The 22,706-nt window shown below is 53.1% G+C and carries 21 protein-coding genes; 10 read left to right on the top strand and 11 right to left on the bottom strand.

Annotation, left to right across the window (positions count from 1 at the left end; translation table 11 throughout):
* Position 1: 1 nt before the first annotated feature.
* From napA to BC440_RS04920, 7 genes are all read right to left on the bottom strand, one after another.
* Positions 2-2,506: a periplasmic nitrate reductase subunit alpha gene (napA, locus tag BC440_RS04950; RefSeq protein ID WP_065701702.1), complete on the bottom strand. Its 2,505-nt coding sequence runs from the start codon at positions 2,504-2,506 to the stop codon at positions 2-4.
* A 42-nt stretch (positions 2,507-2,548) separates the two neighbouring features.
* A complete protein-coding gene (locus BC440_RS04945) occupies positions 2,549-2,800 on the bottom strand; it encodes a chaperone NapD (RefSeq protein WP_007090076.1) in 252 nt (83 codons plus the stop codon).
* Positions 2,793-3,320 carry a ferredoxin-type protein NapF gene (gene napF, locus BC440_RS04940; protein WP_065701701.1) on the bottom strand — a complete coding sequence of 176 codons (528 nt, stop codon included), beginning with the start codon at positions 3,318-3,320 and terminating at the stop codon, positions 2,793-2,795. Before napF ends, BC440_RS04945 begins: the two co-directional genes overlap by 8 nt.
* A 17-nt stretch (positions 3,321-3,337) precedes the next feature.
* Positions 3,338-3,511, bottom strand: a complete 174-nt coding sequence (napE, locus tag BC440_RS04935) for a periplasmic nitrate reductase, NapE protein (protein ID WP_007090074.1) — start codon at positions 3,509-3,511, stop codon at positions 3,338-3,340.
* A 222-nt stretch (positions 3,512-3,733) separates the two neighbouring features.
* Complete coding sequence (locus BC440_RS04930) at positions 3,734-4,774, bottom strand: zinc-dependent alcohol dehydrogenase family protein (RefSeq protein ID WP_065701700.1); 1,041 nt, start codon at positions 4,772-4,774, stop codon at positions 3,734-3,736.
* Positions 4,775-4,807: 33 nt separating this feature from the next.
* The gene (locus BC440_RS04925) at positions 4,808-5,770 is read right to left on the bottom strand and encodes a rhomboid family intramembrane serine protease (RefSeq protein WP_007090072.1); all 963 of its coding nucleotides are present in this window, start codon (positions 5,768-5,770) and stop codon (positions 4,808-4,810) included.
* Between the two features lie 54 nt (positions 5,771-5,824).
* Positions 5,825-6,748: a LysR substrate-binding domain-containing protein gene (locus BC440_RS04920; RefSeq protein ID WP_007090071.1), complete on the bottom strand. Its 924-nt coding sequence runs from the start codon at positions 6,746-6,748 to the stop codon at positions 5,825-5,827.
* A gap of 166 nt (positions 6,749-6,914) precedes the next feature.
* On the opposite strand from BC440_RS04920, the gene BC440_RS04915 reads away from it, so the two are divergent.
* Positions 6,915-7,442, top strand: a complete 528-nt coding sequence (locus tag BC440_RS04915; protein ID WP_065701699.1) for a peroxiredoxin — start codon at positions 6,915-6,917, stop codon at positions 7,440-7,442.
* A 158-nt stretch (positions 7,443-7,600) separates the two neighbouring features.
* Positions 7,601-8,137 carry a carboxymuconolactone decarboxylase family protein gene (locus BC440_RS04910; RefSeq protein WP_065701698.1) on the top strand — a complete coding sequence of 179 codons (537 nt, stop codon included), beginning with the start codon at positions 7,601-7,603 and terminating at the stop codon, positions 8,135-8,137.
* Between the two features lie 85 nt (positions 8,138-8,222).
* On the opposite strand, the gene BC440_RS04905 is transcribed toward BC440_RS04910, so the two are convergent.
* Entirely contained in the window at positions 8,223-9,182 is a 960-nt protein-coding gene (locus BC440_RS04905) for a glycosyltransferase family 2 protein (protein ID WP_065701697.1), read from the bottom strand.
* A 53-nt stretch (positions 9,183-9,235) separates the two neighbouring features.
* Here BC440_RS04905 and asnB point away from each other — a divergent pair, with 53 nt between their 5' ends.
* The gene (asnB, locus tag BC440_RS04900) at positions 9,236-11,017 is read left to right on the top strand and encodes an asparagine synthase (glutamine-hydrolyzing) (protein WP_175484465.1); all 1,782 of its coding nucleotides are present in this window, start codon (positions 9,236-9,238) and stop codon (positions 11,015-11,017) included.
* A gap of 98 nt (positions 11,018-11,115) precedes the next feature.
* Here asnB and BC440_RS04895 read toward each other — a convergent pair whose 3' ends face one another.
* Complete coding sequence (locus BC440_RS04895; RefSeq protein ID WP_065701695.1) at positions 11,116-11,901, bottom strand: alpha/beta hydrolase; 786 nt, start codon at positions 11,899-11,901, stop codon at positions 11,116-11,118.
* Between the two features lie 116 nt (positions 11,902-12,017).
* The gene (locus BC440_RS04890; RefSeq protein WP_065701694.1) at positions 12,018-13,220 is read right to left on the bottom strand and encodes an aspartate transaminase; all 1,203 of its coding nucleotides are present in this window, start codon (positions 13,218-13,220) and stop codon (positions 12,018-12,020) included.
* A gap of 306 nt (positions 13,221-13,526) precedes the next feature.
* Between BC440_RS04890 and uvrB the strand changes: the two genes are divergently transcribed.
* Together uvrB and BC440_RS04880 are read left to right on the top strand one after the other, a co-directional pair.
* Positions 13,527-15,677 carry an excinuclease ABC subunit UvrB gene (uvrB, locus tag BC440_RS04885; protein ID WP_065702130.1) on the top strand — a complete coding sequence of 717 codons (2,151 nt, stop codon included), beginning with the start codon at positions 13,527-13,529 and terminating at the stop codon, positions 15,675-15,677.
* Positions 15,678-15,820: 143 nt separating this feature from the next.
* Positions 15,821-16,585, top strand: coding sequence for a transporter substrate-binding domain-containing protein (locus tag BC440_RS04880; RefSeq protein WP_065701693.1), 765 nt, complete (start codon positions 15,821-15,823; stop codon positions 16,583-16,585).
* Positions 16,586-16,613: 28 nt separating this feature from the next.
* Here the strand turns inward: BC440_RS04880 and msrP are convergent, their stop codons facing one another.
* The gene (msrP, locus tag BC440_RS04875) at positions 16,614-17,582 is read right to left on the bottom strand and encodes a protein-methionine-sulfoxide reductase catalytic subunit MsrP (protein ID WP_065701692.1); all 969 of its coding nucleotides are present in this window, start codon (positions 17,580-17,582) and stop codon (positions 16,614-16,616) included.
* Positions 17,583-17,857: 275 nt separating this feature from the next.
* Between msrP and BC440_RS04870 the strand changes: the two genes are divergently transcribed.
* The 5 genes from BC440_RS04870 to BC440_RS04850 all read left to right on the top strand — a co-directional run bounded on the left by BC440_RS04870 (position 17,858) and on the right by BC440_RS04850 (position 22,640).
* Positions 17,858-18,751 (top strand): LysR family transcriptional regulator, encoded by an 894-nt coding sequence (locus tag BC440_RS04870; RefSeq protein ID WP_065702129.1) that lies wholly within the window; start codon positions 17,858-17,860, stop codon positions 18,749-18,751.
* Between the two features lie 89 nt (positions 18,752-18,840).
* A complete protein-coding gene (locus BC440_RS04865) occupies positions 18,841-19,692 on the top strand; it encodes a putative hydro-lyase (RefSeq protein ID WP_065701691.1) in 852 nt (283 codons plus the stop codon).
* Between the two features lie 39 nt (positions 19,693-19,731).
* Positions 19,732-20,784, top strand: coding sequence for a TRAP transporter substrate-binding protein (locus BC440_RS04860; RefSeq protein ID WP_062960805.1), 1,053 nt, complete (start codon positions 19,732-19,734; stop codon positions 20,782-20,784).
* A gap of 30 nt (positions 20,785-20,814) precedes the next feature.
* Positions 20,815-21,363 (top strand): TRAP transporter small permease, encoded by a 549-nt coding sequence (locus BC440_RS04855; RefSeq protein WP_223304858.1) that lies wholly within the window; start codon positions 20,815-20,817, stop codon positions 21,361-21,363.
* Complete coding sequence (locus tag BC440_RS04850) at positions 21,360-22,640, top strand: TRAP transporter large permease (RefSeq protein ID WP_065701689.1); 1,281 nt, start codon at positions 21,360-21,362, stop codon at positions 22,638-22,640. Before BC440_RS04855 ends, BC440_RS04850 begins: the two co-directional genes overlap by 4 nt.
* The last annotated feature ends 66 nt before the right edge of the window (positions 22,641-22,706 follow it).

Genomic DNA, 22,706 nt, shown 5'->3' with positions numbered 1-22,706 from the left:
CTCACACCTTTTCCAGACGGACGGCGCATTTTTTGAAGTCCGTCTGTTTGGACATCGGGTCGGTGGCGTCCAGCGTGACTTTGTTGATCAGCTGGCTTGCATCGAACCACGGCACAAAGATCAGGCCACGCGGCGGTTTGTTACGGCCGCGTGTTTCAACGCGGGTACGCATTTCACCGCGTCTTGAAATCACCCGGACCTCGTCGCCGCGTCGCATGCCCATTTCGGCGGCATCGTCGGGATGGACGAAGCAAAGTGCGTCCGGGAACGCCCGGTAAAGTTCGGGCACCCGTTCGGTCATCGAACCGGAATGCCAGTGTTCCAGCACACGCCCGGTACACAGCCAATAGGGATATTCTTCATCCGGGCTTTCGGCAGGCGGCTCATACGGCAGGGCAAAGATGCGTGCCTTGCCATCCTTGTGGCCGTAAAATTCGACCCCGGCCCCCGGCGTGACATAGGGATCGTAACCTTCACGGTAACGCCACAGGGTTTCCTTGCCGTCCACAACGGGCCAGCGCAGGCCGCGTACTTCGTGGTATCTGTCGAACGGGGCAAGGTCGTGACCATGCCCGCGGCCAAAGGTCGCGTATTCCTCGAACAGGCCCTTCTGGACGTAGAAACCGAAATGCTTGGCTTCGACGTTGTTATAGTCCGGTGCGGTATCTTCGAGCGGGAATTTATTGACCTGTCCATTCTGGAACAGCACGTCAAACATGGTTTTGCCACGCAGTTCCGGTGCCTTGGCCAGAAGGTCTTCGGGCCAGACTTCCTCGATCTTGAAGCGTTTGGAGAATTCCATTAATTGCCACAGATCGGATTTGGCTTCGCCCGGCGCGTCGACTAGCTGATGCCACATATGCGTGCGGCGTTCGGCATTGCCATAACAGCCTTCTTTTTCGACCCACATCGCAGTCGGCAGGATCAGGTCGGCGGCCTCGCAGGTGACGGTCGGATAGACGTCGGAAACGGCAATGAAGTTTTCCGGGTTGCGGTAACCGGGCCAGCCTTCCTCGTTCATGTTGGCGCCAGCCTGCATGTTGTTATTGCACTGGACCCAGTACGCGTTGAGCTTACCGTCCTTGAGCATCCGGTTCTGAAGCACGGCATGGTAGCCGACCTTGTCGGGAATTGTGCCTTCGGGCAGTTTCCAGATTTCTTCGGCGTGTTTGCGGTGTTCGGGATTGGTCACCACCAGATCGGCGGGCAGGCGATGGGAAAACGTGCCGACTTCGCGTGCGGTACCACAGGCAGACGGTTGCCCGGTCAGCGAGAAGGGTGAATTGCCCGGTTCGGCGATTTTGCCGGTCAGAAGATGGATGTTGTAGCAAAGGTTGTTGGCCCAAACCCCGCGGGTATGCTGGTTAAAGCCCATGGTCCAGAAGGATGTGACCTTGATTTTCGGATCGGCATAAAGTTCGGCCAGAGCTTCGAGGCGCTCCTTGGGAACGCCGGTCATTTCATGGACCTTATCAAGGGTGTATTCCGAGACGAATTCGGCGAACTCGTCAAATGTCATGTCGGTCGAGCCACCGGCATCCGATGCATTTTGGGCCGATTGTTCGCGCGGATCTTCGGGGCGCAGGCCATAACCGATATCGATGTTGCCGCGGCGGAAGATCGTGTGTTTGTTGACAAAATCGGTATTGACCCGGTCGGTCTGGATGATGTGATTGGCGATATAGTTCAGGATCGCCAGATCGGTCTGCGGCTTGAACACCATCGGGATATCGGCAAGGTCAAAACAGCGATGTTCATATGTTGAAAGAACCGCGACCTTGACATGCGGGGCCGACAGGCGACGATCAGTGACACGCGTCCAAAGGATCGGGTGCATTTCCGCCATGTTCGATCCCCAAAGCACAAAGGCGTCGGCGGCTTCCATGTCGTCATAGCACCCCATCGGTTCGTCCATGCCAAATGTGCGCATGAAACCGACAACGGCGGACGCCATGCAATGACGTGCATTGGGGTCTAGGTTGTTGGATCGGAAACCGGCCTTCATCAGTTTGGAGGCGGCATATCCTTCCCAAACCGTCCATTGGCCGGACCCGAACATGCCAACAGAAGTCGGACCTTTTGCCTTGAGTGCGGCTTTCCATTTTTCGGCCATCACGTCAAAGGCCTCGTCCCACGAGACGGGCGTAAAATCGCCATTCTTGTCATAGACACCGTTCTTTTTACGCAGTAACGGCTGTGTCAGGCGGTCCTGGCCATACATGATCTTTGACAGGAAGTAGCCTTTGACGCAGTTCAGGCCACGGTTAACCGGGGACAGGACATCGCCATGGGTGGCAACCACATGGTTGTCCTTGGTCGCGACCATGACCGAACAGCCGGTGCCGCAGAACCGGCAGGGGGCCTTTGACCATTTGAGTTGGGTGTGTTCCGAATCAGTCACCAGATTTTGTGCCGCAGCAGGCAAACTGATGCCAGCAGCCGCAGCGGCAACGGCGGCGGCTTTTGCTTTCAGGGCATCGCGACGGGATATCTTTGCCTTGAACATTGTTAATTTCCTCGAGCCAAAGGTCAGACGGATTATTGGTTGTTATTGGGCGTTTTCATTGTGATGGAAGACCAGGTTAACCCCCAGAACACCAGGGATGTCGCCGATCTCTTTCATGCCGTCTGCGAGCTGTCGGTCGCTTGCGGCTTCCATCACGACAACGATCTTTCCGGACGGGTCATCGGCACTGATTTCAGTGTCGGGCATGTTCAGAAGGGCTGCCTTGATTGCTGTCATATTTTCAGGGCGAGACTGAATAATCATGCTGGAGATCACGCCGACTTTGTCATCCATGGGCTATCTCCGTGGCGGGTTTGATTGAAATGGCATCAACCGGGCATGCGCTAAAACAGGCACCACAGCCGGTACAAAGATCGTCGCCGATCAATACGCGGGCGCGACCGCCCAATTGCGGAATGATGCGGATCGCGCTTTCCGGGCAGACATCACCGCAGGAACGGCAATAGACACCGTTTTCGGCAAAGCATTTGCTGCTGACAGAAACGTCAAGATGCCAAGGGGCGGGAGCCGAACGATCAAAAACCGGTTCGTTACAGGCATCCGCACAGGCGTCACAGAAGGTGCATTCGCCTTTTGCGAAGTCGATTTCCGGGTGTCCGTCCGGACCGGCCTTGATGATGTTTTCCGGGCATGCGGGAATGCAGTCACCACACGCGGTGCAGTGATCTTCGAAACCCCATGACCAAGGAGGCCGGATGATATTTGGCGTGTGCGTTTCCCCCGCGTCTGCGGGCAAACCGCGCAGACCGGAAAAGAAAGCACGCCTACTGGTAAGTTTCGGTGCAGATGACATGACGACGTTCCCCGATATTACATCGGTGGTCCAGGAGGCCCGGCAAACATCTGATAAATCCAGATTGAAAATCCAAGCCCGCCGACCAGCGCAACCGCCAGTACCGGGGCCAGGACAACAGCCAGCAAAACGAAGCAGCGCAATTCAGTTTTGCGCCGTGTGCCGGAATCCATCGTTTGAATATCTGTCATCGGTTCCCTCTCTTTTCAGGCTGGAAACCGTTTCTTTCGCACTTTGTATCCCCTGCGAAAGCCGGTGTTCTCTTGTGAATTACTTTGAGTACCCACAAGCAACGTAGGGGCTATGCACAGGGCATTCAACCATGAATGATTTAAAGTTTGGAATTCTTAAATTATAAGTATTCTAAAGAGGGCGGTGAGGGTGCGGGATGCTTGGCATATTAATTGTTGGTGTTAGAAGCGGTCGATCACAGTAACGCCGGTGCTGACGAAATTATCCATATTCATCAAGGCCGTTGCGCCCTCGGCCAGGGTGACTCGATCCCTGATCAGTTTTTGTGGCGCGAGTTTGCCGGTCATGATCATGTCGATCATCGCGTCATAGCGAAATGCCTGCATGCCGTGGCTACCAAGGATTTCAAGTTCGTGGGCAACCACGCGGTCCATCGGAACGCGAGCATGGGCATGGTCGCCGGTCATAAGGCCGATCTGGATATGCTTGCCGCGTTTGCGCAAACATGACACGGAATTGAAACTGGTGATGGCACTGCCAAGGGCATCGACGGATACATGTGCCCCGCCGCCAGACAGGTCCTTGATCGCGGACGGAATGTCATCACAGGTTTTGGCGTTAAGGATATCGATCGCGCCCAGTTCACGGGCAAGGTCAAGCTTGGCATCGTCGATATCAACCGCGATCACGCGTGCACCAGCCGCTGCTGCGATCATGATGGCTGACAGCCCTACACCGCCGCAGCCGTGAACGGCTACGATTTGACCGGCACTGACTTTGCCCTGGTCAATCACGCCACGGAAACTGGTGGCGAAACGACAGCCAAGGCTGGCGGCGGTGGCGAAATCCATTTCATCGGGCAGGCGCACCAGATTGGTATCGGCATAGTCAATCGCGACATATTCGGCAAAGCTTCCCCAATGGGTAAAGCCCGGCTGGAACTGATGATCACAAACCTGATGATTGCCGCTGTGGCATTCCGGGCAATGGCCGCAGCCCGAAACGAACGGGACCGTGACCCGGTCGCCGACTTTCCAGCGTTTGATATCCTTGCCAACCGCTTCGATGGTGCCGGCAAATTCATGGCCGGGAACGTGGGGCAGTTTCACATCGGAATCATGGCCCATCCAGCCGTGCCAGTCGCTTCGGCACAGCCCGGTCGCCCCAACCTTGATGACAACGCCGTCATTTTCCGGTGTCGGATCGTCCAATTTCCTGACTTCAATTGGACCCTGATATTCGGTGAAAAAGGCAGCGCGCATGATCGTTCCCCGGTTCGGTTGGAAAGACTTTGATCAAGTATTGTCGGGTTCATCCCCGCGATGCAAGCGCGTAACTTTTGGTACGCCCACACCTGGTTTTGGTTGTGGCTTTGGCGGCTGATACCGGCCCCACGGGGATTTATCCATATTGGTTTCACCCGGGCGTCCCCATGGTCCACGGCCCGCACGTTTCATCCGTTCACGGCGTGCCGCACGTTCGGCCTCGTATGCCGCGGCCCACGGCGGTGGTGAGGCATTGGTTGCATTGCTTTTGCGACCTGGCCGGTAAACACCGAAAACCGGGACCTGTTTGGGGCCGCCCTGCCAAAGCGGGATATAGCGATATTTAAAGAACGGGATCAGCGCCAGACCGGCAAAGAAACCGGCAATATGGGCCAGAATGGCCACCCCCTGTTCGGCACCACTCGACAGATTGACGAACTGCATGCCGATCCAGAGACCAAGGACGGCAACCGCCGGAACGTAAAAGATAAAGACCCAGAAGAACCACACCAGAACCCGTGCCTTGGGAAACAGAAGGAAATAGGCCCCCAATACCCCGGCCAGCGCCCCGGATGCGCCGATCATCGGAATTTGCGATGTGGTATCAAGCAAGCCATGGCCGAGTGCGGCGGCAATACCGCAAACAAGGTAAAACACCAGAAATCTGAAATGCCCCATGGCGTCTTCGACATTGTTGCCGAATACCCAAAGATACAGCATGTTGCCGCCGATATGCATCCAGCCGCCATGCATGAACATGGCGCTAAAGATCGACAGGAATTCAAAGCCCGGCGGAAAAACGGCAAGCTGCGGGGGTAATTGGGCATTCCCGAACAGAACCGCTGGAATGGCACCATATTGCAAATTGACCTGAAACTGGCTTTGCGGTGCAAGGGACATGGTTAACAGGAACACGACGACATTAACGGCGATCAGGCCATAGGTCACCCATGGGGTGATTGTCGTCGGGTTGTTATCCTTGATTGGCAGCATCGGCTATCGTCCGGTCCCGTGGCTTATCCAAATGGGCTGGGTGGTACTGCACAATCAGGCGACATGTGATCGTTCACAGGTTTCAAGTGTATTGCGCAAATAGGTCCCCAACTGGCGGAACTCCTTTTTACGGGCGGAACTGCGCCGCCAGACCAGTCCTATACGTCGAACCGGAACCGGATTCTGGAAAGGAAGGATGGCGAGAGAGTCGGGGCGGCGCGCCTCCACCTCCAGCGACATTTCCGGAAGCAGGGTGGAGCCGATCCCGGCCGATACCATCTGAACCAGCGTTGACAGGCTGTTGGCCTGGAAATCGGCAGATTTGCTCCAGCCGGCTTTCTGGCAGACTTCCAATGCCTGATCGCGCAGGCAGTGGCCGTCCTCAAGCAGCAGCAGCTTTTCATCCTTGATGTCGGTGATGTCGATTTTCTTTTTGCGCGTCAGCGGATTGTCCGGGCTACAGGCAAAAACGAATCTGTCTTCGAACAGGTCCATTTCTTCGAGCCAGTTTTCCTCGATCGGCAGGGCAATCAATGCGATATCAAGTTTTCCGGCGGCCAGAAGTTCTATAAGCTTGGCTGTCTGGTCTTCGCGCAGGAAGGGCTGCAATTTCGGGAAACCGGCCCTGAGGCGGTTGATGACATCAGGCAAAAGATAGGGGCCGATTGTCGGGATCACGCCAAAATTGATCGGACCTGAAAGGGGTTCGGTCGCTGACTGTGCCATCATGGTCAGTTCATCAACTTCCTGAAGAATATTTCGCGCCCGCGAGACAACTTCACGTCCAAGCGGCGTGATCAGGACCTGACGCTTGTTGCGTTCCACCAACTGGGCGCCAAGCAGGTTTTCAAGCTCGCTGATGGCAGCCGACAGGCTGGGTTGCGTGATAAAGCACGCTTCGGCAGCCCGGCCAAAATGGCCGGTTTCCGACAATGCGACCAGATATTTGAGCTGCTTTATGCTTGGTTGGGCAGCCATAAATTTTTCCTATCGAACATCGAAATTAATTCTATTGGTCTTAGTTAGTTCATTTAACTACAAATCGCCAGCAAGGAGTGCATTATTGCACTTGCGAACAAAATTTGTACGGCCTGTCGGGGGCCGTCTTTGGGATAAATTCAAACCAAGGTTAGGAGTAACCAATATGCTTACAGTTGGCGATACGCTTCCAGAATTCAATCTTACCGGCGTTTCGGGCAAAGGTCCTGACAGCTTCGTACCGGTTACCGACAAGTCCTATGAAGGCAAATGGAAGATTCTGTTCTTCTGGCCGAAAGACTTCACCTTTGTTTGCCCGACCGAAATCGTTGGTTACGGCGAACTGAACGGTGACTTCGAAGACCGCGATGCGGTTCTGCTTGGTTGCTCGACCGATACCGATTTCGTCCACGCTGCATGGCGTACCCACCATGAAGATCTGGGCGACAGCCCGTTCGTATGGCTGGCTGACGAGAAAAAAGAACTGTCGAACGCGCTTGGTGTTCTGGCCAAAGGCGAAGGTGTTGCTTTGCGCGCGACCTTCATCATCGATCCGGACAACATCATCCGTCACGTTCAGGTTAACGACCTTTCGGTTGGTCGTAACCCGCAGGAAGCCCTGCGTATTCTTGACGCGCTGCAGACCGACGAACTCTGCCCGTGCAACTGGAACCAGGGTGAAGCAACCCTTTAAGGTTTTCCAGACCGATTTGGATCCGGGCTTTTGCCCGGATCCGCTTTCAGTCCATCGGTGAAATTAATCCATGTGCCCGCAAAACTTGCGGTGTGCGCGATGGCTGAGGGCCTTTTTCAGTTTTGAATTTCATTCTTCAGTTAAAAGGAGATGCTTCAATGTCTTCCATTTCCGAAATCAAAGACGTCATGCCGGACTATGCCAAGGATCTGAAGCTGAACCTTAGCAGTCTTGCCAACAATCCGGGTATGACCGATCAGCAGGTCTATGGCACTGCCCTTGCGTGTGCCTATGCATCGCGCAACGCAAAGCTTCTGAAAGCTGTTGCCGCCGAAGCCAAAACCAAGCTGAGCGACGAAGCGTTTCAGGCTGCCAAGGGTGCGGCGGCGATCATGGGGATGAACAATATCTATTATCGGTTCACACACCTTGTGTCCGAACCGGAATACGCCACCATGCCCGCGCGCCTGCGCATGAACATCATCGGCAAGCCAGGCATCGACAAAGCCGATTTCGAGCTGTTCTCGCTTGCGGTTTCGGCGATCAATGGTTGCGGGATGTGCATCGACAGCCACGAGAAAGTTCTGAAAAACGCGGGTATCAAAAAAGAAACCGTTCAGAATGCTGTGCGCATTGCATCGGTGATCCATGCGGTCTCGGTTGTTCTGGATGCCGAGGATGCATTGGCGGAATAACTGCTCGTAGATTTGACCAAATTTAAAGAAAGGCTCCGCAGCAATCGCCGTGGAGCTTTTTGTTTTCAGCGGGATTGATGCGGGATTACTGGTTGTTTTGAATGCGAGGCGTCCATTCGGGGGGGCGCTCAGGCAATCCATTCGGGGTGAAAGCAGATAAACAATTATAAGTTGCCTTCTTTAAGTCTGAGGGAATGAAAAGTTTGGAATAGATATATCGTATGAAGTGTTTGAATGGGCTATTTCCAAGTTTTCGTGCATACCGATAAGCTCTTGAGCAGGAGCGCTTGTAAACTGCAATAGCGACATCGCGTTCATTCGGTAAAAGTTCGTGCGCAAAATAGTAAATGGCGCAAATAGAGTCATAGCGGCTACGTGCAATTTGCGATGAAAGTCTTCCGGGGGCTTCTTGAACCATCATTGCAACATTTTCTGTTATTAGAGAAATTTTTTCTGTCATTGCTGTCGCTCTGAGTGCAATAGTGTAGTCAGGGGAGCGTAAACGAGTATCGGCTCCGCCAAATTTTTCAAAAAGTGATTTTTTTATCAGCATACAGCTGGAGTTATGCGGAAAGCTTTTAATGAAGCGTTCTTGTGATTGTTTTCTATTCATTACAACATAATTATTTCTGTTTGTTTCCCCCATCTGATTGGTGGCGTCTTCTGATTGAGAAAAATACCCAAAGGATCCAATCACAAAATCGACTTTATTCTCTGTCGCGATTTCATACATGACCCGGGTCGACTCTCTACATGGAATGTCATCACCATCCAGCAGGCGAATCCATTCGTATTGTGCTGCAGAAGTTCCAACATTTGTGGCGACGGCTGCACCTTGATTTTCTTGTTCAATTACAGTGAACCCGCTCGGCAATAAATGACCGTGCTCATTTATCAAATCTACGGATTCATCCGAAGAGCCATCATCAACAAAGATGTATTCTACAGCCTCTGGCTGTATTGAGTTTTCAGCAGCCAGGCATTTTATGACGTCAAGGATATACGGTGCTTTATTGTAAACGGTTATTACGTAGGAAATTTTCATATTTTAATTTACTCGATGTGATTCTAATGTCGCAGTCACGAAGAGACTCATTTTTGGCAATAAAAGGTAGCGCTGGCAAGATGTGTGGAATATTTGGTCATACCAATTTGAGCATCGAGAATATTGAAGCTTCTCATCAGGCCCTTCACACATTGACCCACCGAGGCCCGGATAGCTGGGGGCATAAAGTTTGTGACTCAGTCTATGTCGGGCATCGACGGCTAAGTATTCTGGATTTGTCTGAAAATGGCTACCAGCCAATGGAGTCTGAAGGAATTTATCTTACTGTTAATGGTGAAATCTATAATTATCGAGAGCTACGCTCTCGGTTGATCAAAGATTTCAATGTAAAGTTTCGTAGTGATAGTGATAGTGAAGTTATTCTTCATGGGTATAAGCATTGGGGAGTTGATACTCTTCTGGCGGAAATTGATGGAATGTTCGCTTTTTCTATATATGACAGTAAGGATAAAAAGGTCATTTTGGCCCGTGACCATGTTGGTGTGAAGCCATTGTATTATGGTTTAATGAATGGCAATTTTTTTTGGGCTTCAGAGTTAAAGGCAATAGAAAAATTTTTAGGTGATGAAAATCTAAATATTGATCCAACTGCAATATACGATTTTATGACATATTCATATATTCCATGCCCAAAAACGATGTATCGGGATGTTTTTAAAATTGATCCAGGTCACTATGTAACTTTTTGTCTGGATTCTTTAATTGTAGAAAAGAAGAAATATTGGAGTCTGGATTTTTCTTATCGTAAAGATGTGACGGATTGGCCATCTTTCATACGTGAACATTTGGGAGAAGCTGTCAATGAGCAACTTGTCTCCGATGTTCCTGTCGGGTTTTTCTTGAGTGGAGGTGTTGATTCAAGCGCTGTGTGTTGCGAGGCGAGCAAGATTCTTCCCGAAATACAAACATTCTCAATTGGTCATGTTGATGAAAGCGATGATGAGTCACCTTATGCTCGGATGGTTTCAGATAGGATTGGTTCACGACATTTTGAAAAATTCTTCAGTCAGGATATCGCGAACGAGAATTTTGCTCTTTTAAAAACTTTTTACGATGAGCCATTTGGAGATGTTTCCGCGCTGCCGACAAACGAGGTTTGTCGACTGGCCCGTGAGCATGTTACCGTTGTTTTGACAGGTGATGGTGGAGATGAGCTGTTTGGCGGTTATTCTTCGTATTCTCTTGCTAAGAGGGTTTTCTCGAAGGAGCGTGTTAAATGGGCATGGTTGAGGCCAATCGCTGTATTTTTGAAAACTTATGCTCCTCATCGGTCTCTCATAAAGAAATCCCAGAGGTTTGAGGCTGAGATTCTTGAGGATCCAATGGAACGTTGGGCTGCTCTTAAAGGTGGGATAGTCAAAACAGATCGTTGGAAGAGATTATGGGCGAAGGCGCATAACATCCCGTCATCATACGATGATTATTGGTATTTCAGGAAGTTCGACAGGCCGGATCTCTCTCCGAGGACAAGAGCCCAATACATTGATTTTCATACCTACATGCACGATTCTGTTTTGACGAAGGTTGACCGCGCCAGCATGGCGGTCGCTTTGGAAACTCGTGTTCCTTTTTTGAGCAAAAAGATGATCGCGGCGGCTTGGTCTATTCCCGAAGATGTACGTTACGAGGGGAATGAGCTCAAGGCTGTTTTAAAAAGTGCATATAGTAATCAAATTCCGCACTCAGCGTTGTTCCGCAAAAAACAAGGTTTTGGCATCGGTAGAATTCGGAAGTCTGACCGCCTGTATGATCGAGCCAAAAACATTCCTAAGCAAATATTAGGAAAACTATTCCCGGATATTGTTTCTGGTTAATGTGTTTCTCTTTTCAATGTCGGCTGATTTTTCGAAGAAAAATTCTTAGATTCGACGTGCAAAATAAAAAAAAAGGTCCTGAAATAGAACCTTAATATCTAAGATAGAAAAATTGAAACTGCTTCAATGATCTGATCCGGTTGATCGAAATGCGGGATATGGCCGCAGTCGGCAAGGATCATTTTGGTCGCAGTACCGCTGACCTTGTCGCAAATAATGTGGACCTGCTCGTCGCTGCCGAACTGGTCGTCATTTCCCTGAATGACCAGTATAGGGCAGATGATGTTGGGCAGTTCGTCAATCATCTGCCAGTCGCGAAATGCCGGTTGGCGCCACGTATCGACCCAGGCACGGAATACGTCATCGGTCTGGAAGAAATGATGGCGTTCGAGTTTTGATTTCCAATCCGTACTGGCATAGATCGATGCCGCTTCATTGATCCCGGCAATCGTGACGTCCTCGACAAAAACATGTGCGGCTTCACTGATGACGGCACGAACATTGTTCGGGAACCGGGCGGCATATTTAAGCGCGATAGTGGCCCCGTCACTGTGGCCAAACAGGATCGGGCGATCAAGGCCAAGTTCCCTGATCAGGCCATGGAGATAGATATCGGTTTCCGTGTTGTGGAAATCGATGGGCCGCGGGATATCGTCAGGGCCGTGCGGATCGGATTTTCCGTGACCGCGCCGTTCGTAAACAATTACCGGATGGCCGGTTGCCGTGGCGAGCTTTGCCGGGAAATCGCGCCACATGCGGATGGTCCCTAGTGCCTCGTGCAGAAACAGCATCGTTGGGGCATCCGGCCTGACATTGGTCGGGATGATCTGCTGACAGGACAGGCTGATGCCGTCCACAGTGACGTAGAAATTCTCGTTTTGCATGGTGCGTCCGATTTATCGGTAATTTAGTGCGTAAATATTGAATTGGATAATGGACAAAAAAACGGGGCCCGGCAAGTACCGGACCCCGTCGAATTTTCCGTGATCGGAAAACCGGCTTATTTCAGCGCGGCACAGGCACGTTTGATGCGTGCGCAGGCTTCGGTCAGTGCCTCGGTCGAGGTGGCATAGGAAATGCGGAAATACGGCGCAAGACCGAATGCCGAGCCCTGAACCGCGGCAACGCCTTCGGACTCAAGAAGGTATGTCACGAAATCGGTATCGGTTTCGATGACTTTGCCATCCGGGGTTTTCTTGCCAATCGTGCCGGCACAGGACGGATAGACATAAAACGCGCCTTCCGGCTTTTTGCAGGTCAGACCTTCGCATTCATTCATGGCCTTGACGACCAGATCGCGACGTTCCTTGAACACTTCGGCGCGTTCTTTCAGGAAGTCCTGCGGGCCGTTAAGGGCTTCGACCGATGCGGCCTGACTGATCGAGGAGGTATGCGTGCTGGACTGCGATTGAACCTTGTTGATCGCCTTGATCAGTTCAGCCGGGCCTGCGGCATAACCAAGACGCCAGCCGGTCATGGCATAGGATTTCGACACGCCGTTACAGGTGAGCGTACGCGATTTCAGTTTCGGTTCGACCTGTGCGATGGTGGTGAATTCGAAATCGTCATAGACGAGATGTTCATACATGTCGTCGGACATGACCCAGACATTTTCATGTTTGAGCAGAACATCGGCAATTGCGCGCAGTTCGGCGCGCGAATAAGCGGCACCGGTCGGGTTCGATGGCGAATTCAGAACAACCCATTTGGTTTTCGGCGTGATCGCGGCTTCGAGTTCGGCAGCCGTGATCTTGAAGTCGTTTTCTTCCTGGCATTCGACAACAACCGGAACGCCTTCGGCCATCAGGGTCATGTCTGGATAGGACACCCAGTACGGTGCCGGAATAATGACTTCATCACCCGGGTTCAGCGTTGCAAACAGCGCATTGAAAAGCGTCTGTTTCCCGCCGCAACCGACGGTGATTTCGTCGATAGTGTATTCCAGGTCATTTTCACGTTTGAACTTCGCGACAATCGCCTTGCGCAATTCCGGAGTGCCAGCGACCGGAGTATATTTGGTCTTGCCAGCATCAAGGGCTGCTTTGGCGGCGTCTTTGATGTTGTCGGGGGTATCGAAATCCGGCTCGCCTGCGCCAAGGCCGATCACATCAACGCCGGCAGCCTTGAGTTCAGCAGCCTTGGTGGTGACAGCAATGGTAGGAGAGGGTTTGATACGGCTCAAACGGTCGGCAATAAACGCCATTGGTCTGTTTCCCTGGAATGAAATGAAATAGAAAGAATCGCTTTCTTTCGGTTCGGACCCTACGCCCGTGTTTAAAGCAATTCAAGGCAGTTTCGCGCCTTTTGCGGGTTCTTTGGGATGAAAACGGCCCGTCGCAGCATCCGATCCGAAAGTCATGACGATTTAACGCGATAGTCCGGTGCCTGTTCCGGCATTTTTTGTCCTGACGTCTCCTGACAACTGCTGACAGCAGTTGTCAGGGCCGGGGGTTGCGATGTTGTCGCGGTGGCCTATAACTATAGGCATGTCGAAAAAGGGGTCGATCCAATGAACGCGCCGATACATGACGGCTTGCCGGAATTCTTGCTGAAACGCCGCCCGCCGGTTGCGGGATCGCGGGAATTCAAACTGGTGACGGATTACCAGCCCGCTGGTGATCAGCCAAAGGCGATTGCCGAGCTGATGGAGGGGATCACTCGCGAAGAACGCGATCAGGTGCTGCTGGGGGTGACCGGGTCGGGCAAGACCTTTACCATGGCCAACATCATCGCAAAGACGCAGCGACCGGCCCTTGTACTAGCCCCGAACAAGACACTGGCGGCACAGCTTTATTCGGAAATGAAGGCGTTTTTTCCGGAAAACGCGGTCGAGTATTTCGTATCCTATTACGACTATTACCAGCCCGAAGCCTATATCCCGCGCTCGGACACCTATATCGAAAAAGACAGTTCGATTAACGAACAGATTGACCGGATGCGACATGCGGCAACGCGCGCGATTCTGGAGCGCAATGACTGTATCATCGTGGCGTCTGTTTCCTGCATTTACGGTATTGGCGCGGTCGAGACCTACCTTGAGATGACACAGCGGATTGCGGCTGGCGATGAGGTTGATCGCAACCTGATCATGAAGCGGCTGGTCGAGTTGCAATATACCCGCAACGACGCCGCATTTTCGCGCGGGACATTCCGGGTGCGTGGTGACGTTCTGGAAATCTTCCCGGCCCACGCCGAAGACCGGGCATGGCGTGTTTCCATGTTTGGTGACGAGGTCGAGGAATTGGCAGAGTTTGACCCGCTGACCGGGCACAAATTTGCCACCATGGACTCGGTGACCGTCTATGCCAATTCGCACCATGTCACACCGCGTCCGACACTGGTGCAGGCGATGACCGGCATCAAACAGGAATTGAAAGACCGGCTGGCGCAGTTCCAGCAGGAAGGAAAACTTCTGGCGGCCGAACGGATCGAGCAGCGCACGATGTTCGATCTGGAAATGATGGAAACCGTGGGCCACTGCAAAGGGATTGAAAACTATTCCCGCTGGCTTTCGGGCCGCAATCCGGGCGAACCGCCACCGACATTGTTTGAATATCTGCCGGAAAATGCGTTGCTGTTTGTTGATGAAAGTCACGTTGCCGTGCCGCAGATCGGCGGCATGTTCAGAGGTGACTATAATCGCAAATTCACCCTGGCCGAACATGGCTTCCGCCTGCCGAGTTGCGTGGATAACCGCCCGCTTAAATTCGAGGAATGGGAAGCCATGCGCCCGCAAAGCGTGTTTGTGTCAGCAACGCCGGGCAATTGGGAAATGGAACGCACGGGCGGTGTATTCACCGAACAGGTCATTCGCCCGACTGGTCTGATTGATCCTGTTTGCATCATTCGTCCGGTGGAAACACAGGTCGATGATCTGCTGGCCGAGGCAAAGGCATGTGCCGCCAAGGGGCAGCGTGTTCTGGTCACGACGCTGACCAAACGCATGGCCGAGGATCTGACCGAATATCTGCATGAGCATGGGGTGCGGGTCCGTTACCTGCATTCGGATATCGACACACTGGAACGGATCGAAATCATTCGCGATCTGCGGCTTGGCGTGTTTGATGTTCTGGTCGGCATCAACCTTTTGCGCGAAGGTCTGGATATTCCTGAATGTGCGCTTGTTGCCATTCTGGATGCGGACAAGGAAGGTTTCCTTCGGTCGAAAACATCGCTGGTGCAGACCATCGGGCGTGCGGCGCGTAACATTGATGGCCGGGTCTTGCTCTATGCCGACAAGATGACCGACAGTCTGGAATATGCGATTGGCGAAACCAACCGCCGCCGCGAAAAACAGATTGCCTATAACGAAGCCAATGGCATCACGCCAGAATCGGTGCGCAGCAAAATCCGCGATGTTCTGGAAAGCGTTGCCGAGCATGATTACGTCACGGTCGATACCGGCGTTTCGGGTGATGTCCTGATCGGGCACAATCTGCGTGCGCATATCGAAGACCTTGAAAAACGCATGCGTGAAGCCGCTGGAAACCTTGAATTCGAGGAAGCAGCCCGCCTGCGTGACGAGATCAAGCGCCTTGAGGATCAGGAACTTGGCCTTGCCGATGCCGGGCCGATGGCACGCAGTATCGGAACCATCGGGCCGGGGTCAAAATCGGCCAACAAGTCGAAATACAAGGGGCGTCGGCGCAGCGGACCTTGAGGCCTGTTCGTCTGGATAGTTGTCTGACATTTCACCGTAATCATATAAGTTGATTCTAATTGAATGGCCTTGAATTTTTAGACTAAGGAAGCAGCCTTTCGTTGAAATCGATCAGCTAGCCGGTCTGCCGGACGGAGACGCTTTTGCCGGGCTTTGCGCACCGCCTGATTGCATTATGTGCCCTGATTGTTTTGTGCGGGGGCGGGAAGGCTGTGCTTGCCACAGAATTACTGGTTGCAATAAACGATGCGCCGCCTTACCGCATTGTTGCCGGGGAAGGGCAAGAGCCGGAATTTTCCGGCATATATGTCGAGGTTTTGAAAGAAGCAGCATCACGTGCCGGGCATACTTTGCGGTTTGATGTGGTGCCGTTCCGTCGGGCCCTTTATCTGATGGAAGAAGGTGGGGCGGATATCATGCTGGGACCGAACCGTTCGGCAGAGAGGGAGAAATTCATGTATTTCTTCGATGCCGCACTGCCCGACGAACCAAAAGCGATTTATCAATCGGCACTAACCCCGGATATCAGGCAGATTGAAGGGCTGGCAGGCCAGCATGTCGGCGTGCTTCGCGGTGCGTCCTATATCGATGCGCTGTCGTCCGAAGAAAGTATCGAATGGGTGGAAGCAGCAGACTATCTCACACTGTTTCGGATGCTCAATCAACAGCATGTCGACGCGGTCATTGTGCCGGAATTGCTGGCAGCGGATTTGCTGAGCGACAAGAATCTGGCGGTGCGCAAGGCAAGTCTGGTGTTGCAGGGCGAACCTTCCCTTATCGGTCTGTCGCGTAAGTCGCAGTTCTTTCTCAGCCGGGAATATCGCGGTCTTGAGAAAGAACTGGTCAACATGCGCGACGATGGCACCTTTGATGATATTTATCGCCGCTACGCGGGATCGGGGTCATGAGGGCCACCGATCCCGTGACGTTTGGCCGTTACATGAACAGTTTTTCGTCTTCCATGCCCTTGTAAAGATCCGCGACATATTCCTCGTAGCCATTGTAAAGCTGTGTCGGGACTTCATCCCCGGTGGTCAGCAGGCGTTCCTGTGCCTGGCTCCAGCGCGGGTGGGGAACTTTTGGGTTCACGTTGGCCCAGAAGCCATATTCGCCGTCGTTAAGCTGTTCCCAGAAACTGACGGGGCGTTTGTCGGTAAAGGTAAATCGGACAATCGATTTGACGTTCTTGAAGCCGTATTTCCACGGAGTGACCAGACGCAACGGCGCACCGTTCTGTTTGGGAAGCGGTTCGCCGTAAATGCCGGTCGCGATCATTGCAAGTTCGTTGGTGGCCTCGCTGATTGTCAGGCCTTCGATATAGGGCCATGGATACCAGAACTGCCGCAGGCCCGGCATGGTGTCCTTTTGTTCCGCAGTTTGCATTTCGATGTATTTTGCACCTGAAAGCGGTTTGGCATAATCGACCAGTGCCTTCATCGGGAAACCGGTCCAGGGCACGGTCATCGCCCAGGCTTCTACGCAGCGGAAGCGATAAACGCGTTCTTCCAGCGGCATTTTGCGCACCAGATCCTCAAAATCGATTTCAATCGGTTTTTCAACCATTCCGTCAATCTTGACCGTCCATGGGCGGATTTTCATCGCCTGGGCAGCATCGGAAATGAATTTGTGCGATCCGAATTCATAGAAGTTGTTATAGGTCAGCGCCTTTGATTTGTCGGTAATGGCGCGATCAACAACGTAAGCCGGATTGCGCATCGCCGGATAAAGATCGGCGGTGGGATCGGATCCCTGGGCCAGTGCGCGACCGATGGGCAGGCTGGTTGCTGCGGCGCCGATTGATCCTGCAGCAATGCCCTTCAGAAACTGGCGACGGTTTTTGTAAACGGATTCCGGGGTCACATCGCGTTCGGCGATTTCCCAACCCTTTTTGCGGCGTATCAGCATCTAACCCTCCAAACTGGCTGTGTTCAATGTCGAAGGAAAAGGCGCTTTGGGCAAGTAACGCCTCGGTGAGGGGGGAGTGATGAGCATTTCTGGTGTTGTGCAATTAAGCCAGAATGCCCGAAAACGTATCTTTTCTATGGTCATGTTTTGCATACGATCCCAAAACCGCGATGGATTGATCGTGCCAGATGATCGGTTGCAGGGTATTGTGATCTTAAATCAAACGATCCGACTGACAGGATCGACGATACAGTTGCTATTTGGGGAACGAAAACGTGTTTGAATTCAAAGATATCGAGATTCTGCAGGATATCGTCAAGGCAGGGGGCTTTCGCGCGGCGGCCCAAAAATATGATCTGTCCCAGTCGGCGATTTCATCGCGGGTTTCCGCACTTGAAAAAAGACTGGGCATCATGCTGTTTGACCGGTCCAACCGGCAGGTGCGTTTGACGGCGGCTGGTCTTCGTTTTCTTGAAGAAGCGCAGCGTTTATCGCGCGCACGCGATCGTATCTGGCAGGAATTGACCCATCCGGGGGAACTGAGCGGCACGGTCCGCATTGGCGTGGCGGAAACCATCGTTCATACGATCCTGACCGACATGTTGAACAAGCTGAAAGACGATTACCCGAAAGTCCGTTTCGAATTGTCGGTTGATACATCCGGCCAATTGGCGATGACCATGGCTGATGATGCGCTTGACGTTGCGATCATGCTGCGGGAATCGGTGCCACAGGGGGCGGTTGCCGCGGCCCTGAAACCGGTTCAACTGGGCTGGTATTGCACCGGATCGATGGAATTACCCGATCATCCGATGTCGCTGGCGGAGCTTGCCGAGCATGCTATTGTCACCTTCCCAAAGGGAACACCTCCGTTTCGCGAGGTCGAAAGCATCTTTTCCGCGCCCGATATTTCGCCGCCAGCATTACATGGATCGGCGTCACTTTCGACCGTAAAACACCTTGTCGGCGGAGGTTTCGGGATCGGGGTTCTGCCGTCCCTGATGGTTACAAATTCCGTTTGGGATGAACATATTAAGGCAATCCCGGTGCAGGAAGAAGCCCGGCTGACCGACCTTCATTTTGTGATCAGTTATTACCCGGAACGCAATCGTGAAATTGGCGAGGCCGTGATCGAGGCGGCCAGATTGTTCGATCAAACTGATCGTTAAATTAGATCATAAATTGACTAAAATGATTTCTTGACAAGATCGGTTGAGTTTCTCAAGCTTGTTTCGAGGCTGAGAACAGGACCGAATAAATGAACGCGACAAAAAGCGCATCTTGTTCCCCGACGACCGTTTCGGAATCTGCATCGACGATATCGCCGCTGGCTTTGCGACACGCAATCCGTTCCGGAAAACATCGGGGCACCACCACCGGCTATGCATCCGGGTATCTGCAGGGCAATCTTGCGATCCTGCCGGCAAGCTATGCCGACGAGTTCCTTAAATTTTGTGCCAAAAACCCGAAATCCTGCCCATTGATCGGCATGTCCGAACCGGGTTCGCCGTATATCCCGGAACTTGGCACCGATCTTGATATTCGTACCGATCTGCCGGGCTATCGTGTGTTTCGTGGCACGACTGATTTTGACAGTGTTTCCGATCTGAGTGCGGTTTGGCGCGATGATCTGGTGACCTTTGTTCTCGGTTGTTCATTTTCGTTCGAGGCGGCGATTACTCGCAGTGGTGTGCCACTGCGTCATATGGACGCCAATCGGAACGTTCCGATGTATGTAACCAATATTGCCACCACCCCGGCCGGGCGTTTCCATGGCCCGCTGGTGGTTTCGATGCGGTCCTTCAAACCATCCGATGCCATCCGTGCCATCCTTTATTCCGATCGTTATCGCCTGGCGCATGGTGCGCCGGTTCATATTGGCGATCCGGCCAGCATTGGCATTTCCGATCTCATGAAGCCGGACTTCGGCGACGAACCTGTCGTGGACGAGGGGGATATCCCGGTTTTCTGGGCCTGTGGCGTTACGCCGCAAATGGCGATCCGCAATGTTTTGCCGGACCTTGCCATCACGCATGAACCCGGTCTGATGCTGGTGACGGATGTCCTGGCAGAAGCCGCGGAATTTTCACTGCAGACAAAGACCGCCTGAAATCACAAATAAAACCTAGCTATCAGAGAGGACCATCTCATGAAAAAGACAGTATCATCGTTACTTGCCGTTTCTGCCCTTGGTGCGGGCATGATGGCAACCCCTGCCTTTGCCGAAGACCTTTCGGTTGTTGGCAGCTGGAGCAGCCTGCCGCTGAACAAGCAGTTTGAAACACCGTTCTGGACCGAAGAACTGCCCGCCGCATCAAACGGCGACATTAATGTCCAGATGACCACCCATGATCAGATGGGTATCGGCGGCGGCGACGTTTTTCGTATTCTGAATGATGGCGTTTTCGATGTTGGCATGACGGTTGCCGATTATGCGGTTGGCGATGCCCCGGAACTTGAAGGCCTAGATGTGCCGCTGGTTGCCAACACAGCCGAAGAAGCAAAGGCGATGGTTGAAGCCGCCCGCCCGATGGTCGAAGATATCTTCAAGGAACGCTTCAATTCCAAGGTTCTTGCAATTGCGCCATACCCGCCGCAGGTCGTTTTCTGCAAGGGCGATGTGACCTCGCTTGAAGACCTGAAAGGTAAAAAGGTTCGTGGTTCGGGCCGCATGACCACCAAGTTCCTTGAGGCACTGGGTGCCAACGGTGTGAATGTTGCGTTTTCCGAAGTACCGGGCGCGCTTGAACGTGGTGTGATTGATTGTGCCGTTACCGGTGCTGGTTCGGGATACAGTGCGGGTTGGTGGGAAGTTTCCGACCACCTTATGACCATTCCGCTTGGTGGCTGGGACCCGGTTGTAACAGCGATGAATTTTGACAAGTGGAACAGCCTGTCGCCGGAAATGCAGAAACTGATTACCGACGAAGTCAATTCCAAGTTCGAAGCCCCGGCCTGGGCCGCAGCCGCAGGTGCTCTTGAAGCCGATATCGCGTGTCTGACCGGTAATGGAACCTGCCCGGCAGGGAACCCGGCGAATATGACCCTGGTTGAGGCATCTGATGCCGATCTTGCCAAGGCCAAGGAAATCCTGACGACCGTTGTCTTGCCGGAATGGGCTGAACGTGCAGGTGCGGAGTGGGTTACGCGCTGGAACGAAACGGTTGGTAAAGCCGTCGGTGTTACCGTACCTCTGAGCTAAGCAGAAAACCAGCCGGAGGAGGCCGCAACCGTGACTACCTCATTGATTGCGGCCATCCGCCGCATTAACCGCATGATCGCGTTGCTTGTCGGACTTGTTCTGACAGGCTGCGTGGTCCTGATCATCGCAGATATTCTTTTACGTGAAGTCGGCATTTCCTTTGGGGGGGCGGACGAAATATCGGGTTATGTGATGGCCGGCGTTGCCAGTTGGGGCATGTCGTATGCCCTGACGGAACTGGCGCATGTCCGTATTGACCTTATCCGTTTGCGTCTGCGCCAGCGTGGCAAGGCAATGCTTGATCTTCTTGCGATCATTGCCCTTGCCGGAACGTCGATTGTTATTGCCGTTCAAAGCTGGCCGGTTCTGCAAAAGACGATTGAACGCGGGTCACGCGCCAATACTCCACTTGAAACGCCATTATGGATACCGCAATCAATCTGGCTTTCCGGCTGGATATGGTTTGCCGTGTGCTCAAGTGTTCTGGTCATCCTGACATTGTCGCTTCTGGTCAAGCGTAACCTCGAGCAGGCCGATGCGCTTGTTGGTGCCCGCTCCGAACTGGAGTTGGAAGCATGATCTTTACAGTTACCACATCGCTTCTGGGGCTTTTGGCCCTGTCCATTCCGGTCGGGATTGTTCTGTTCCTGCTGGGTTTCGGGGTTGATCAGCTGTTTTCGCCTTTCCCGCTTTTACGCGGGCTTGGGCAGGTGGTCTGGTCATCGTCGAATTCATCAACCCTGATCGCCATTCCGTTCTTTGTGCTGCTGGGGGAAATTCTGGTGCGCGGGGGCATTGCCGAACGCACCTATGAAGCCCTTGATAAATGGTTTTCATGGCTTCCGGGCGGATTGATCCACGCCAATATCGGTACCGCGACGATGTTTTCGGCAACGTCGGGATCATCTGTTGCGACGGCGGCGACGGTGGCAACCGTTGCCATGCCGCAGGCCGAAAAGCTCGGTTATGATCCGAAACTGTTTTCCGGTGCGATTGCCGCGGGTGGGACGCTTGGCATCATGATCCCGCCTTCGATCAACCTGATCGTCTATGGCTTCCTGACCGAAACATCGATCCCGCGTCTTTTTTTGGCCGGGTTGATCCCGGGGCTTCTGATGGCGGTGGCCTTCATGATGGTCACGGCGATCCTGTGCAAGATCAAGCCGACCCTTGGCGGCACAAGCCGTTCATTCACCTGGTCGGAGCGGATCGGCAGCCTGCAGCATCTTCTGCCGATTGTGGTTCTGTTCCTTGTGGTGATCGGGTCGATCTATGCCGGTTGGGCAACGCCAACTGAATCGGCCGCCGTCGGGGTTGCGATTGCGATGCTGATTGCGGCATTCAATCGCGGTGTTTCCCGCGAAATGATCGAACGCTGCCTGTATGGCACGGTTCGGATCACCGCGATGATCATGCTGGTGATTATCGGGGCTTATTTCCTGAACTTTACCCTGACTGCCGCAGGCATGGGGCGCGAGCTTAAGGACCTTCTGACCGGTTTGAATTTTTCGCCGATGGGGACTTTGATGGTCGTGATCCTGCTTTACATCGTGCTGGGTTTCTTCATTGAAACCCTGTCGCTGATGGTGGCGACCATCCCGATCATTGTGCCTATCATGACCGGCATGGGATTCGATAAGGTCTGGTTCGGAATCCTCCTGATCGTTCTGATCGAGATGGCCCTGATCACACCGCCTGTCGGACTTAATCTTTACGTTGTGCAGGGCGCACGCAAATCAGGTCGATTGTCCGATGTGATGCTGGGCGTCATTCCGTTCGTTCTGGTGATGCTTGCCATGATCGCCCTGCTTGTCGCGGTGCCGTCCGTCGCCCTGTTCCTGCCCGACATCCTTTGATCCGGTCGGGATAAACACGCGCGACAACACGCATCATGTCTTGATCTTTTGTGCCTTCGGGGCGGA

The sequence above is a fragment of the Thalassospira sp. MIT1004 genome (assembly GCF_001858545.1).
Classification (GTDB): domain Bacteria; phylum Pseudomonadota; class Alphaproteobacteria; order Rhodospirillales; family Thalassospiraceae; genus Thalassospira; species Thalassospira xiamenensis.
This window is presented reverse-complemented; position numbering and strand designations above follow the sequence as displayed.